Origin of the sequence: Dolichospermum sp. UHCC 0315A, assembly GCF_008121535.1 — a bacterium.
GTDB classification, from domain to species: domain Bacteria; phylum Cyanobacteriota; class Cyanobacteriia; order Cyanobacteriales; family Nostocaceae; genus Dolichospermum; species Dolichospermum lemmermannii.
Genome location: NZ_CP043056.1, coordinates 4,648,949 through 4,662,472 on the forward strand (window position 1 = coordinate 4,648,949; position 13,524 = coordinate 4,662,472).

Genomic DNA, 13,524 nt, shown 5'->3' on the forward strand with positions numbered 1-13,524 from the left:
TGGAGGTCGTTGAAAAAGTTTTTGATTGTAATATTAGACACTTGTTAATTATTCAATCTGCTTCTTTCAAAGGGATTTTAGAGGCATATAAGATTTGTTGATACATGATGAGAGACTTCTTATGAGAGAATAAATACTGTCAGTAATAATATGTTTTTAGGTGATGAGAAGCCATAATAATGATCAAAAAAAGAAAAGAATTACCGTGACAGCCTCTTGTCAATGTATAAAGAAGGCCGAAATGGCTTTAATTAGACTAGGATTTGAATCAAAATCCAATTTTGCTAAACATCATTTATCTAGAACAACAGTTACCAAATTTTTTCAGGGTCAACCAATTTCAGTTGACTCCTTGAAAAGGATATGCAGAGAGTTAGAATTGAATTGGGAAGATTGTTTACCAACAGAAGAAATAATTAATAATAACCAAGAGAAAAAGACAAGAGAAAATAATAATTATTCCAATTACCAATTACCAATTACCAATTACCAATTACCAATTACCAATTACCAATTACCAATTACCAATTACCAATTACCAATTACCAATTACCAATTACCAATTACCAATTACCAATTACCAATTACCAATTACCAATTACCAATTACCAAATATAGCATTTCCTAGTCTAATGAAGTACAAAACTATCTGCGTTTGTCAGCGTCCATCTGCGTTTAATTATTATTGCTTGTACTTCACTAAAATAGGAATTGATATACCAATTAGCGATTCCAATTACGAATTATTTATTACCTACTCCAATTACTAATTCCCAGTTATTAAGTTTGCCCACGTCTAGGGCAGCGTAGTCAATGACTTGTAATTGCCAGTTACCTTTTGCGGGTAAAGAAAGTAATTGTTTCAGGGCCGGATGCGATCGCACTGTGTAAGTATTTTGTAATTGGTTACGACGACCTAATGTGCGACTTTGTAATAAAATCCGCTGATTATTAGGAGCAATTAAATAAACTTCTAAATCTCCTAAAAAATCATGGGTGATATTCACGGTAACTTGGATATCTGTGACATTGACAGCTTCATTAATAGCGATCGCACTTTTAATTCCCTGTCTATTATTATCAGGAATATTCACAACTTGAGAATTTTTGACCTGAATTTGTTTATTCGTAATTTTAGCAACCGCACCCATCTGCTGCGCTAGTCTTACAGCCTTAGCAGCATTAACTTTGCCATAACCAAACCATTGACTATGACCATTACTATCATAAGTACCCCCACGCACACCCAACTGAAGATCAGGGTTATTATCCACTATTTTATCAGCCGTATCTTGGAGAATCCGTTTAACTTGTTGAGCCGTTAAATCAGGATTAGCTGATAATACCAAAGCCGCTACTCCTGCCACAATGGGAGTAGAACTGGAAGTACCACCAAAGTTTTTAGTAAAATTTCCCGCATCATAACCAGCCGCACCTATTTGATCTGTTGTAAATACTCCCAATCCAAATAGAGAAGAAACAATTGCCGGTTGTGTATAAACAAAACCAGTTTCTTGAAACCACATTCCTGGGGGAGCATTATTACTGGGAGCGCAAACAGAAACATTACCTCCCCAATTACTATAAGCAGCCTTTTTATTTAAACTAGTAGACGCAGATACAGTCATCACATCAGGATGAACAGCAAAACCACTTAACCAATTTGTCTTCCCTTGAACAATATTTTTCGGCCAATTCTGTTCATTTATAGTCCCATTAATGGGACGATTAGCATTTCCGGCTGCGAAAACAATCACACATCCTTTTCCCTTGCGTCCATTGGTAGCAGCCCGGTTAATAGCGGCTTTTTGCCGAATAGAAAGGGGAAAATAAACAGCAGAAGCTCCCCAACTACAAGAAATTACACTTGCGCCTTTTTCTATAGCCCAATTAAAAACATCTTCAATTGATTGATCATCTAAAAAACCAGTAGTGCGAATGGGCATCATTGCACAGCCAGGAGCAACTCCCACAATTCCTGAACCATTTTCTTCAGCTACAGCTAATCCTGCACAAGCAGTCCCATGACTAGTTTCTTTTTCTCCAGGTAAGGGTAAAAAATCATTTTCTTTTAAATCTCTAGGAGCAACAATTTTACCTGTACCTTGAAAATCTGGATGTTTTAAATCAAAGGAATCATCTACTACAGCCACCACGATAGAACGCACACCACGAGTAGTATCCCAAGCTTGTTCTACGGAAATATGCGAACCAGCCACCAATTGATTAATACTATTATGATTGAGATACCATTGCTGGGAATAAAGAGAATCTTTGGGTTTATAATTGGGTTCTTGTTGAATGAGAATATTCGGTTCAGCCGCTAAAACTTCTGGCAATGTTTGTAAATAATTGGTAATTTTAACGGGATTTTGTGTGGATTGTTTACTAACGAGAAAAATGAAGGTATTTGGTATGCCGAATACTGGTTGATCTTGAACTAAATTCAATGTACTGGTAATAGTATTAATTTTAGTATTATCTACCCAAGTAGCAAATTGAATTGTAATTTGGTCGCTGAGATAAACAAAAGTTCCGGGATTATTTTCCAATGTATAAACATGACTCACAAAGTCCACATTTTCATCATTGCGTAATTGAGACATAACTGCATCTAGCTGATTAGGAAAGACCGTATATAGTTCTAGTTTCGCTTGAGGAATACTCCGCCGCCATACGCTACCAGGAATCTGTGATAATTTTTCATGGGGAAAATTAGCATTGGGACGAATAGTAAAACGATACAACGTTTTTTCTAGCATTAACTCTTCACCACCGCGTTGTAAGGTTAGTGACTGGCTGTTATTTGCTACATCTGATTCAGGAAAATTCGCAGGATTAATATTATTACTCATAAGAATTGGGGATTGGTGGAATTAGCCAAATTGAAAAAACCTTGATTCATAGGTTGGGTTGTAGAACGTTTATGTTCCCACAGCAATGGGACAAAATCCAACGCATTTGTTGGGTTTCCTTGGGTCAACCCAACCTACAAAAAATGGCGAATATATTGTGAATATACAGCACTTCCCGGTGTTATGAGGTACATATCTAGCGGGCAAGACTTGTACTGAGCTTGTCGATAGCGCAGCGTGGCGTTAGCCATAGTATGCCCGCACTACAAGAGTACCGTTGTTTCGATCTGCTTGCAGCAGCGCTAGTTCCCTCCGGGACGCACTCGCGTTCGCTATCCGTGTCTTTACCCCTGAGAGTGTAAAATTACTTGTATAGGCATAAAAATTGTGCAGATTCAAAAGTATCTTTGTATAAGCATTCAAAACGAACAAAATTGTGCTTTTGTGCAAGTTGGTACAAAGTAGTTTGAGTTTCGGGGAAATCATAAGTAGATATATGATTTTCAATCATGGACATATCTTGAGACGAGAGTGCAGTCCAGTTTTGACGCATATTTTCTAAGTAGCGATTAACAAATTTTTCTCGGTCTTCCCCTTCTTTACAAACTATGTCAATCAAAACAAATACACCCTTGGGTTTCAAAAGATGGAATACTTGCTCAATAACTTTATCTTTTTGTGCCAAACTTAGATGATGTAAAACAAAGGAAGTCGTAACTATATCAAAGCTTTGTTTTCGGTTTTCCGCTAGTTCCTCAACAACTTTCGATATGTCGTCTTGAATAAAAGTTTGTTCACAGTTAATTTGTGCCATGTTGCCTTGGGCAATTTCCAAAGCAGCCGCAGATAAGTCAATTCCGGTATAGGAGGCAACGGTAGTATTTAATAAAGCTTGAACTGATGAACTAGCATCACCGCATCCAAGTTCAAGTAAGGAAAATGGTGCTGGCAAGTAATCAGTTAATAATTTATGCAAAACACCATAAATTTCTCGGTGTTCCATGCAATTATTGGCTAAGACTTTTTGATATATTTCCCAATTCTTCTTAAAGTAATTATCTGATTGAGTTTTCAGAGTATTCATGGCAGCATCCGCATAACTGACAGTATATTGAAAATAATAGCAGTATAAAGCGTTATCACTTAATTAACTTTTCTCCCACCTGCAATATTAGGGGTAATGGCTAGAACATAGTTATTTTGTACTATATTTTGAATTCCAAAATCGGGGTTGTAACGTTTTGTTACGCAATCAACATTTATGAACATAGTACGTACCATACTTAATTATAGAATTTAACTATTACTCAATTCAAATATTCACTTCTACCCAGGCATTCATTTAATAAATACCAAGAATTAAGGGGGTTAACTGCAAATTTCTTCTATCGGGTTGCCTAGGGATGGAATTTATTGGCCAATTTACAAATTAATGAAAAAGTTCCGTAAATTTTTCAGTCTGAATAGGAGCGATCGCGTGCTTCTGTTTAAGAGGTTGTTTGAAAAGTATTATATCAAACCAGTAATCTCCAAAAACCTAACCCCCCTACCCCCCCTTCCCTGCAAGGGAATGGGGGTTTTAAAGCCTCTCCCCTTGCAGGGGAGAGGTTTGGAGAGGGGTCAGTCTATACATTCAAAACTTTTCAAACACCCTCTAAGGTTGTGTTTCTGCTGGGAACAATGAATGTTTCAATTTAGTAACGACAACAATGGCTTAGGTTTATTAGACAACATTCACTGGAAGGCGGGTTTATCCTTAATCAGCTACGGTGTACAAGTTGGTATCCGTATCAATGAAAAGAGTGTTTTAGACGCTTGGTTGGATTATTTGCCTCCTAACTGGCAACCATCTACTTCCTCTGTTGTTGACGAATTATACTCACTTATTGTCAGTGACAGTGACTCCTTCTATTCACTCTATCGAGGAGAAGAACTGATCGCCGAAAGTCCTGAAATAGAAGATATTTTAGAATCTTTTGATTCAGATCTACGGTTACAAATTGGCACCTTAGTCAAAGATCAGCTTTTTGTTCATGCTGGAGTGGTAGAGCGGCGAGGACAAGCAATCGTCATTCCTGGACGTAGCTGGAGTGGCAAAACTACCTTAGTAGCCGCCCTAGTGAAAGCAGGAGCTATCTACTATTCAGATGAGTATGCTGTATTGGATCTAAATGGATGGGTTCATAGTTATCCCCGAACTCTATCTATCCGCCAAGGAGAAGGAGAAAGGACGAAACGCTGTCCAGTGGAAGCATTAGGCGGAATTGCTGGGGAAAAGCCTATCCCTATTGGGTTAATAGTGCAAACTCAGTATCAGTCTGGAGCGCAGTGGAGTCCTCAAGAGATTTCTGGAGGGCAAGCAGTGTTAACACTTTTAGATAATACCTTAGTTGCTTGTCTCCGTCCTGAATTTGCTTTACCTATTTTAGGGAAGGCGGTTTCGGGGGCTGTTATCCTCAAAAGTCAACGAGGAGAAGCAGAGGAAACTGCAAAGGCATTATTACAAGATTTCGATAATTTAATGAATTTTAATAGTGAGGACAATCACCATGATACCAGTAGCTAGAACTGCCAACATCCTGATTACCGAAGTAGATAATGAAGTGATGATTTATGACCGTGAAAGGGATAACTGCCATTGTCTCAATCCCATCGCAACGAAGGTCTATTATTATGCTGATGGTCGGAATACAGTCGATGATATTGCTACTTTTTTAGAACAAGAACTGGATTTATCTGAGGATTTAGATATTCGCGGCTTGGTCTGGTTAGCGTTAGAAGAGTTAGAAAAATGTGATCTAATTAAAGAATATCTCAGAGAACCGCTTCCTAATGTACTGAAAATGTCTCGACGCAAGGTATTAGGAAAAACTACCAAGTTGGCAGGAGCGGCAGCAATTGGGGTTTTGTTTCCAATGATTCAGTCGGTAATTGCTCCAAAACCAGTAATGGCAGCATCACAGAACTGTAATACAGTTATTTGTGCTTGTGCAGGAAAGGGTTCGGTATCTGTACAATGTTGTCCTCCAACAAAAGGTGGCTCCTGTAATTGTACTGGTTCTCAACCAGTAGCAACTTGCTAAGAGCCTTATTCTAACTGACAAAGAGAAGTTAGTAGTAGGTTAGGGTTCCCTTTTGCTTAACCCAACCTACAATTTTCTGAACTTATACAAACTTTTAATGTAAATAAATGATTTCATATCTCAGCACATTCATTGTCGGTACAATCTTCCTCATAACTGGACTCATAAAAGCCTTCAGTTCCAAAGATTTCATTTTTCAAAACTATCGCTATGGGCTATTTCCTTTCCCAATAGTCCCCTACATAGCCATTGCTTTTATTGGCTTAGAAAGTGCATTGGGAGTCGCCCTAATCCTGCATGAATTTCCCAAATGGATAATCCCTACTTCAATTGTTTTATTAGTAGCATTATCCATCCTTAACTATTGGTCAACTTCCACAGGACGTACAGAAGATTGTGGTTGTTATGGGGGAGTCGTCATAATTACCCCTCAGCAAAGCCTACTGTTAAATATAGGCTATATTGCCTTATTAATCTTTGCTTGGTTTAATCCTATTCCTAACCATCAGACAGAATTATGGCAATGGCTATTGGCATTAACAGTGATGGTAGATGCCAGTATCTTGGGTTGGCATTCTCAAAAGCAACCCATTTTTGAATTTAATCGTCTCAAAGAAGGAAATCATTGGAAAAAAGGCTGGTTAAAAAATAGCCCCTATGATTTACAACAAGGTTCTTATTTTATCGTCTTTTTCAGTCAAACCTGTGGCTACTGTAAACGCTTGATTCCTTTCCTTAATATGATGCAAACACAGAAAAATTTGCCCCAAGTGTTAGGAATTTTATCAATAAATGATGAAGAAATAGAAACCTTTAAAATGGAACAAAGGGCGCGTTTTCCTATTATCTCAATGGATAAGTTGCTATTTAGATACATGGCAGATGCTTTCCCCACAGCCGCATTACTAGAAAATGGTCAAATTGTCAGTAAATGGATAGGAGAAATTCCGCCAGAGTTTCTCGACAAAATTAAACAATCCTATGAAGTCGCAATCTTAGGGAAATCCAGCACAGTTAAACAATCAGAATATGCGACCGTAGGAACATCTCAATCCTCTAATATTGCTACTTTTCCAGAGTCTTCTATTACCACTCCTAAAAAATTCTCAGAGAGTAATATTTTTCAGCGTTTTAAAAATAAATCCATCGAGATAGATAGAAGAGATAATCTTTCGGGTGAAGAGTTTTATGCAGACTATTATGCTAAAAGTAAACCCGTGATTATCACCAATATGATAAATCAATGGACTGCCTTATCTTTGTGGACTCCGAATTATTTAAAAGCCCATTATGGAGAGACAGAGGTTGAAATAATGGCTAATAGAAATTCAGATGATAAATATGAAATTAATATAGAAAACCATAAAACAAAAATCCAATTTGGAGATTATGTCGATATGGTAGTTAATCAAGGAGAAAATAACGACTACTATATGGTGGCTAACAATAGAAATCTGGAAACCACTCAACTAGGAAGATTATTAGAAGATATTGTCATGCCTCCTGAATATCTAGATCAGTCTAAAAGTTCTGGCAACGTCTTTTTTTGGTTTGGTTCGGCTGGTACTATCACCCCTTTACATTATGACCGGTCTAATCTGATGATGGCACAGATATATGGACGTAAAAAATGGCAAATTATTCCGCCTATTTATACTCCTTTTTTATACAATAATGTTGGGGTTTTTAGTGAAGTTGACTGTGAAAAACCAGACTATAATAAACATCCTCTTTTTGAAGAAGTAAAGATTATAGAAGTGGTCTTAGAACCAGGAGAAATTATTTTTGTTCCAACTGGTTGGTGGCATCAAGTAAAGTCTTTAGATGTTAGTGTCTCTCTCTCTTTTACTAATTTTAGTTTTTAAAATATGAATCAAGATGACTCTAAATATCTTCTTTACAAAGATTATGAAATCGAGTTACTGTTATGCTGTGCCAGAACTCAACCCTCTTCCGAAATCAGCCAACAAATCCAAACCCTAGTTCAGCAAAGCATCGACTGGCCATACCTTATCCAAACCGCAGCTCGTCATAGTGTTCTCCCTCTCCTCTATCAAAACCTTAAAACCCTCTGCCCAGAAGCCGTCCCCAAACCCGTCCTGTCCGAACTCCGCAATTTCTTTCATACCAACGCGGCTCACAACCTTTTCCTTACCCAAGAACTTCTCAAAATTCTTAAACTATTTCAAGATAATGATATCCCTGCTATTCCTTTTAAAGGACCTGTTCTAGCGGCTGCAATTTATGGTAATTTGGCTCTACGACAATTCGGCGATTTAGATATTTGGGTTGACAGCAAAGATTTTCTGACAGCGATTGACCTCCTTACTGCTCAGGGATACCAAACATCCAAAACATCATTAATACAAACAGGGCTAAGGAGACTTGCGCTATACAAACTCTATATTGAATACAATGCCCACGAGTATCCCCTCAACAGCATCGATAATCGAGTCCACATTGATATTCACAAAAGTATTACCAGCAAAAGCTTTTTCCTATTTCAACTTGATTTTGAATATCTATGGAAGCGTCTTGAGCCAATTTCTCTTTTTGGCACAGAAGTACCTAACTTGCATCCCGAAGATTTGTTGTTAATTCTCTGTGTACATGGTTCCAAACATGGCTGGGAAAGACTGGGATGGATCTGTGATGTTGCTGAGTTTGTTCTAGTCTATCAGCAGATGGAGTGGAAACTCCTAATCGAGCAAGCAAAAACCCTCGGTTGTGAACGAATGCTTTTGATGGGTCTATTGCTTGCACAACAACTTTTAGGTATTGATCTACCAGAACCCATTCATCAAAGCATTGAGGCAAATCCAACAAGTAAATTATTGGCTATGCAAGTGCGCCAGGGACTCTTTCATGACAGTTTGATTTTTGAAGCTAGTTCAAAATTTAGCTACGGTTTCAGAATGATGGAACGCCCACAGGATAAATTCCGTTATTCTGTCGGATTCATCATCAATAAGAGCTTCATACCTATCCTTATAGCCATTAGAGATTTTATTATAAAGTTGAAGCAAATCTAAATCCTCTGCATTCAGGATATTATCTCAAGCTTGGCTTTAAAACCCACATTTCGCACTTCATTTTGTAATACATCAAGATTACCAATATCGGGCTAATAATGGTCAGATAGCGATTCCTAGGTCGCGCTTCGCGATCGCATTACCACCAGGAAAAATCAGGATTAATACTTAATAAAACTATCCTAATTTGGTGACATTTTTGAAGCATAAATATGTGACATTTTGAAGTGCGGAATGCCGATTATTATATATTTAAACATACCATGAATTAATCTCTTTCTTCTTGTTTAAGATTTACCAACGTCGGTTGTAATACTACTAAATGTAAATTATATCTAGTATCTGCTTGCAAATAACGTTGTTGAAGTGGTTGCCATTCTTGCCATAATTGATAACGATTTGCGGCTAATAGGGTCGTTAACCCACGTAATTGAGTATCCAGTTCTGATTTGAAGATATTCTCTAACCATTCATGTAAAACCATATTATCTTGGATCATTCCCAAGATTTCTTGGATGCTTTTAATATCATGAAGATGTGCGGTAAAAGACTCACCATATAATTCAGTAAATAACTCCATTTGGTAGCGGAGACCTTTGGCTTGTTTCCGTAAACTATGCAAAGTTTTACCTTCTATTTTCAGATGTTCTTCTAATTGCTTGGGTGTCCATTTTGTTTGCACTACTATTTCTGATTTAACAATTTTAGTCCCAATTAACCATCCTGGATGTAAGCAAAATTCACTAACTTCTGGTGAGAGTAAATCTGGTAATACATGATAAATTGGTACTGATGAAAAACTTTGATAACTGGGATTTTTTAACCAATGTTCACATTCATTTTTAAAAGATTTATAAACTTCATCCTTAAATATATTCTGCACATGAGAAACGGCAATTTCTCGTTGTTTATGCAATTCTTTAAAAGCGGTTTCTAGAGATTTTTGTTCTTTTTCAAGTAAATGCGGTTTGTAATTCTTTTCCAGAATTTCTGCAAGCACATCTAAATCTCTGAGACCACCTAAAATTCTAGCAAGTTTACCAATATTTTTATCACTAACTAATTTTGGTAAAAATAAATATCTCTCGAATCTACTAACAGCAGTTCTTAACCGTCGCATTCCCACACGCATTTGGTGGAGTGGTTCTGGATCTTCGTCTTTTTTAACTGCTTTTTCCCATTTTATCGTTTTTGTAAAATGGTTTTCAATGGCTTGATGTGCAGTTTCACCAAGAGTTTTGATAGATGTTTCTGAAGGAATTTTCATAAATAAAAAAAATTAGCAATATAGCAATCCCAAATAAGATACAGGTATTTCTCTTCCCTCTCTTCCTCTGCGCTCTCTGCGTCTCCGTGGTTCGTTACCTCCATTTCCCGTAAGGGATACACAAATCAAATAGAATTGCTCATAATATCTAAAGATTAGTGGAAATAGCTTGTACCGGACAAGTAGGAATACATTGTTCGCAAACAATACAGCGCGATCGCACAAAGGTGAGTTTATATGTCTCTGGATTAATAGCCAAGGCTTCAGTTGGACAAACCCCCGTACATAAACCACAGTGAACGCATACATCCTCATCAATGATAATTTCACCTAAACCCAGGGAAACATGAATATGTTGCGATCGCATCCATTCAATTGCTGCATCTAACTGATCAATGTCTCCCAATAATTCTACTACCAGTTTACCAATTTGGTTAGGCGCAACTTGGGCGCGAATAATATTCGCAGCGACATTAAAATCCTTTGCTAGTCGGTAGGTAACAGGCATTTGAATCGCCCGTTTGGGAAAAGTCAGGGTAACTCTTTTTTTCATTATGTTAGAAAACAGTAAACTAGATGATGAACTAAGTTAATAAGTCTTAATAAATTGATTATGAGTACCCAAGCCCCTGTAAATTCTAGTAGCCGCATCAAAAACTTCTTAATTGCCATTGTAGCGATCGCTTTGGGAGTTGCCCTCTTCCTGGGACTTAAAACTGATTCTACCTCAGTTTCCCTGGCGGAATTGGGTAAAACTGCTATTCCCTTAGAAGTAGCCCTCAGCAACGGAAAACCTTCTCTAGTCGAGTTTTATGCCGATTGGTGTACAGTTTGTCAGAAAATGACTCCCGACATGGCCAAACTCCGAGAAAAGTACAATAACAACCTGAATTTTGTGATGTTGAATGTTGATAATACCAAATGGTTGCCAGAAATGCTCAAATATCGAGTAGATGGCATTCCCCACTTTGTATTTTTGGGTAAGCAAGGGGAAACCATCGCGGAAACCATTGGTGATATTCCCCGCACCATTATGGCTAGTAATTTGGAAGCTTTAATTACTGGTTCTACCCTTCCCCACATTCAAGGTAATGGTAAAACCTCCCAATTTTCCGCACAAGTCGCCACAGATGGAAATCAAGATGATCCTCGCAGTCATGGTAGCCAAGTTGTAAATTAGATGATTGGGGATTAGCAATTGGGAATTGGTATTATTTAATTATTGACTAAAAAAGCATCAAATTTTTTCATGTATTCCATAAATATCTGATGACAACCTATAAGTTTATTAGCTACAGCGGTTTCCGCTCTTATAAGGTACAAAGTTGAATCATAAAACTCTTGTAGTGCGGGCATCTTGCCCGCTAGATATGTACCTCATAACACCGGAAAGTGCTGTAAGTCATTCACCAATTCTTCAAGTTTGATAAGTTCTTCAGCAATTTTTCTCCTCAATGCAATCATAGCTCTATTCCTTGAGAAATTGCAGGTAAAATATAAGGTTTAGCGTGTTGTGCTTCCATCAAATCAAGAGAAAAATCTTCAGCAATATCCAAAAGAACACCCACTGCTTTAAAATAATCTTTTTCTGGTAAACCCCAAACAGCTAAATCAATATCAGAACGCCAACTCATTTGTTGATGATCCAATAAAGAACCGAATAAGACAACTTTTTCTGCGCCAAATCTTTCTTTCAAGATTTTGGCACATTGTCGCGCAATTTTTAAACCTTGTTTTTGGCGTTCCTGCATAGCGACTAGAAACTGAGGACGATTTTTTCTAGCCTCTAAAACTTCTTGGATAATTCGTTGTTTAGTAGCTTCATTAATGAGACTCATAGTTTCTCAAATATGGGAATTTTCTCAAATAATTATAACTTAACTTCCGGGAAAATTGCTCTATCAGACATTACTCAAAGTAAAATAGTGTATGATTATCTTTTTTCTCAAAATTTACTATGGCTACAATTAACGACAACTACCTGAAACTCAAAGCTGGTTATCTGTTTCCAGAAATTGCGCGACGGGTAAATGCTTTTGCACAAGCTAACCCCGATGCTAAAATCATTCGCTTGGGGATTGGTGATGTCACCGAACCCTTACCAGAAGCTTGTCGCACAGCCATGATTAAAGCTGTAGAAGATATGGGCGATCGCTCATCTTTTAAAGGATATGGCCCAGAACAAGGTTATAATTGGTTAAGGGAGAAAATCGCCACCCACGACTTCCAGGCACGGGGAGCAGCCATAGAAGCCGATGAAATCTTCATTTCCGACGGTTCTAAGTGCGACTCCGGCAACATTCTCGATATTTTTGGCAAAAATAACATTATCGCCGTTACAGACCCAGTATACCCCGTTTACGTAGATACCAACGTCATGGCGGGTAATACGGGAGATGTGAATGAAAAAGGTGAATATGGCGGTTTAGTTTATTTACCTGTTACTGCTGAAAACAATTTTACGGCGGAAATTCCTAGCCAAAAAGTTGATTTAATTTATCTTTGCTTTCCTAATAATCCCACAGGTGCAACTGCAACGAAAGAACATTTGCAAGCATGGGTAAATTATGCCAAAGCTAACGGTTCAATTATCTTTTTTGATGCTGCTTATGAAGCATTTATTACAGATCCTACCTTACCTCATTCTATTTTTGAAATAGAAGGTGCGAGAGATTGTGCCATTGAATTCCGTTCTTTCTCTAAAAATGCTGGTTTTACCGGAACTCGTTGCGCTTTAACTGTTGTTCCCAAAACCCTCACCGCTAAAGCTGCTGATGGTTCTAATGTCGAACTTTGGAAACTCTGGAATCGTCGTCAATCTACCAAATTCAACGGCGTTTCTTATATTATTCAACGTGGTGCAGAAGCGGTTTATTCAGAAGCAGGACAATCACAAATCAAAGCCTTGGTAAACTTCTATTTAGACAATGCCAAAATCATCCGCGAAGAACTTACAAATGCTGGTTTAAATGTTTATGGTGGCGTAAATGCACCTTATGTATGGGTGCAAACTCCTCATGGTTTATCTAGTTGGGAATTTTTCGATAAGTTATTAGAAACTGTGAATGTTGTGGGAACTCCCGGTTCTGGTTTTGGTGCTGCGGGTGAAGGTTATTTCCGCATTTCTGCGTTTAATAGTCGGGAAAATGTCGAAGAAGCCATGAAGCGGATTACCGCTAAGTTTAAGGTGTAGAATATTGTGGTGGGTAATTCCCACCCTAAATAAATTATGATTAAGTTAGCCGTGATTCAGTGTTAACGGTATAATTCAAATATGTAATGTTTCT

General features: G+C 37.7%; 12 protein-coding genes. 7 read left to right on the forward strand and 5 right to left on the reverse strand.

The window, feature by feature from the left end; all coding sequences use genetic code 11:
* The first annotated feature begins 241 nt into the window (after positions 1–241).
* The gene (locus tag BMF77_RS28215) at positions 242–628 is read left to right on the forward strand and encodes a hypothetical protein (protein ID WP_246862994.1); all 387 of its coding nucleotides are present in this window, start codon (positions 242–244) and stop codon (positions 626–628) included.
* A 115-nt stretch (positions 629–743) separates the two neighbouring features.
* Here the strand turns inward: BMF77_RS28215 and BMF77_RS22050 are convergent, their stop codons facing one another.
* Together BMF77_RS22050 and BMF77_RS22055 are read right to left on the reverse strand one after the other, a co-directional pair.
* Positions 744–2,855, reverse strand: a complete 2,112-nt coding sequence (locus tag BMF77_RS22050; RefSeq protein ID WP_148765869.1) for a S8 family serine peptidase — start codon at positions 2,853–2,855, stop codon at positions 744–746.
* 364 nt (positions 2,856–3,219) lie between these two features.
* The gene (locus BMF77_RS22055; protein ID WP_148765871.1) at positions 3,220–3,939 is read right to left on the reverse strand and encodes a class I SAM-dependent methyltransferase; all 720 of its coding nucleotides are present in this window, start codon (positions 3,937–3,939) and stop codon (positions 3,220–3,222) included.
* A gap of 600 nt (positions 3,940–4,539) precedes the next feature.
* On the opposite strand from BMF77_RS22055, the gene BMF77_RS22060 reads away from it, so the two are divergent.
* The 4 genes from BMF77_RS22060 to BMF77_RS22075 all read left to right on the forward strand — a co-directional run bounded on the left by BMF77_RS22060 (position 4,540) and on the right by BMF77_RS22075 (position 8,970).
* Positions 4,540–5,421: a hypothetical protein gene (locus BMF77_RS22060; RefSeq protein WP_148765873.1), complete on the forward strand. Its 882-nt coding sequence runs from the start codon at positions 4,540–4,542 to the stop codon at positions 5,419–5,421.
* Positions 5,405–5,938, forward strand: a complete 534-nt coding sequence (locus BMF77_RS22065; RefSeq protein WP_148765875.1) for a PqqD family protein — start codon at positions 5,405–5,407, stop codon at positions 5,936–5,938. The genes BMF77_RS22060 and BMF77_RS22065 overlap by 17 nt, the downstream gene beginning before the upstream one ends.
* Before the next feature lie 107 nt (positions 5,939–6,045).
* Positions 6,046–7,803, forward strand: coding sequence for a cupin-like domain-containing protein (locus BMF77_RS27430; protein WP_210422242.1), 1,758 nt, complete (start codon positions 6,046–6,048; stop codon positions 7,801–7,803).
* Between the two features lie 3 nt (positions 7,804–7,806).
* Complete coding sequence (locus BMF77_RS22075; protein WP_148765877.1) at positions 7,807–8,970, forward strand: nucleotidyltransferase family protein; 1,164 nt, start codon at positions 7,807–7,809, stop codon at positions 8,968–8,970.
* A gap of 268 nt (positions 8,971–9,238) precedes the next feature.
* On the opposite strand, the gene BMF77_RS22080 is transcribed toward BMF77_RS22075, so the two are convergent.
* Entirely contained in the window at positions 9,239–10,237 is a 999-nt protein-coding gene (locus BMF77_RS22080; RefSeq protein WP_148765878.1) for a CHAD domain-containing protein, read from the reverse strand.
* A gap of 148 nt (positions 10,238–10,385) precedes the next feature.
* Complete coding sequence (locus BMF77_RS22085) at positions 10,386–10,790, reverse strand: NIL domain-containing protein (protein WP_015079300.1); 405 nt, start codon at positions 10,788–10,790, stop codon at positions 10,386–10,388.
* Positions 10,791–10,850: 60 nt separating this feature from the next.
* Between BMF77_RS22085 and BMF77_RS22090 the strand changes: the two genes are divergently transcribed.
* Positions 10,851–11,417, forward strand: a complete 567-nt coding sequence (locus BMF77_RS22090) for a thioredoxin family protein (RefSeq protein WP_148765880.1) — start codon at positions 10,851–10,853, stop codon at positions 11,415–11,417.
* Positions 11,418–11,697: 280 nt separating this feature from the next.
* Here the strand turns inward: BMF77_RS22090 and BMF77_RS22095 are convergent, their stop codons facing one another.
* Entirely contained in the window at positions 11,698–12,075 is a 378-nt protein-coding gene (locus BMF77_RS22095; RefSeq protein WP_148765882.1) for a nucleotidyltransferase family protein, read from the reverse strand.
* Between the two features lie 119 nt (positions 12,076–12,194).
* Between BMF77_RS22095 and BMF77_RS22100 the strand changes: the two genes are divergently transcribed.
* Positions 12,195–13,430 carry an LL-diaminopimelate aminotransferase gene (locus BMF77_RS22100; RefSeq protein ID WP_148765884.1) on the forward strand — a complete coding sequence of 412 codons (1,236 nt, stop codon included), beginning with the start codon at positions 12,195–12,197 and terminating at the stop codon, positions 13,428–13,430.
* The last annotated feature ends 94 nt before the right edge of the window (positions 13,431–13,524 follow it).

Excerpts from the sequence above, each read along its gene's own strand:
- BMF77_RS28215 (WP_246862994.1), top strand. The coding sequence starts at position 242 with ATGGCTTTAATTAGACTAGGATTTGAATCAAAATCCAATTTTGCTAAA.
- BMF77_RS22050 (WP_148765869.1), bottom strand. The coding sequence starts at position 2,855 with ATGAGTAATAATATTAATCCTGCGAATTTTCCTGAATCAGATGTAGCA.
- BMF77_RS22055 (WP_148765871.1), bottom strand. The coding sequence starts at position 3,939 with ATGAATACTCTGAAAACTCAATCAGATAATTACTTTAAGAAGAATTGG.
- BMF77_RS22060 (WP_148765873.1), top strand. The coding sequence starts at position 4,540 with ATGTTTCAATTTAGTAACGACAACAATGGCTTAGGTTTATTAGACAAC.
- BMF77_RS22065 (WP_148765875.1), top strand. The coding sequence starts at position 5,405 with ATGATACCAGTAGCTAGAACTGCCAACATCCTGATTACCGAAGTAGAT.
- BMF77_RS27430 (WP_210422242.1), top strand. The coding sequence starts at position 6,046 with ATGATTTCATATCTCAGCACATTCATTGTCGGTACAATCTTCCTCATA.
- BMF77_RS22075 (WP_148765877.1), top strand. The coding sequence starts at position 7,807 with ATGAATCAAGATGACTCTAAATATCTTCTTTACAAAGATTATGAAATC.
- BMF77_RS22080 (WP_148765878.1), bottom strand. The coding sequence starts at position 10,237 with ATGAAAATTCCTTCAGAAACATCTATCAAAACTCTTGGTGAAACTGCA.
- BMF77_RS22085 (WP_015079300.1), bottom strand. The coding sequence starts at position 10,790 with ATGAAAAAAAGAGTTACCCTGACTTTTCCCAAACGGGCGATTCAAATG.
- BMF77_RS22090 (WP_148765880.1), top strand. The coding sequence starts at position 10,851 with ATGAGTACCCAAGCCCCTGTAAATTCTAGTAGCCGCATCAAAAACTTC.
- BMF77_RS22095 (WP_148765882.1), bottom strand. The coding sequence starts at position 12,075 with ATGAGTCTCATTAATGAAGCTACTAAACAACGAATTATCCAAGAAGTT.
- BMF77_RS22100 (WP_148765884.1), top strand. The coding sequence starts at position 12,195 with ATGGCTACAATTAACGACAACTACCTGAAACTCAAAGCTGGTTATCTG.